Here is a 545-nt window from a genome sequence, read left to right as displayed (position 1 = left end):
CGTGTCACCTCGATCTTTTGCGTGCGACACCAGGGCACGACGACATCGTTCATAAACGCGCTGTCATTGTCGAAGTCGGCGCCGCGAATGAGCCAGGGAAACAGGGTCTGTGCGCGCTCCATGGCCTGCACGATGAGGCTGCTCTCGCGCGTCACCAGCGGCATGCACTCGGTCCAACCAGTCGCGACGTCGACCATCGTCAACGTCTGAATGAACGAGCCAGCCACGGAGGTGCCGCCATGGGCCACCATGTCGACCTCGCAGAACCCCGGCGGCGGATCGTGCCAGTCGTTGAACGTCCGGATCGGCACTTCACGCCGTACCGCCGAGTAAAAGCCGACCCGCCGGCGCTTACCGCCGGCCGCGGCAATTTTGGACTCGACCAGCAGGCGATCAATCGTGGCTGCGCTGACGCCGAGCAGCAGCACTCGATCGGCCTGGTCGAGCTTGAGCCGGCCATGCCGCTCCAGCGAAGGCAGCAACGTCGGAATCATTACCCGGAGCCGCTTGCCGCAGATCCGATCCGAGGCCTCCCACAGCGCCAC

The 545-nt window shown here is 64.8% G+C and carries 1 protein-coding gene; it reads right to left on the bottom strand.

Annotated features, from left to right (window positions below):
- On the bottom strand, positions 1-545 hold a 545-nt coding region (locus IVA82_RS09225), incomplete at both ends, for a transposase family protein (RefSeq protein WP_247389531.1).

The sequence above is a fragment of the Bradyrhizobium sp. 142 genome (assembly GCF_023074015.1).
Lineage (GTDB): Bacteria > Pseudomonadota > Alphaproteobacteria > Rhizobiales > Xanthobacteraceae > Bradyrhizobium.
This window is presented reverse-complemented; position numbering and strand designations above follow the sequence as displayed.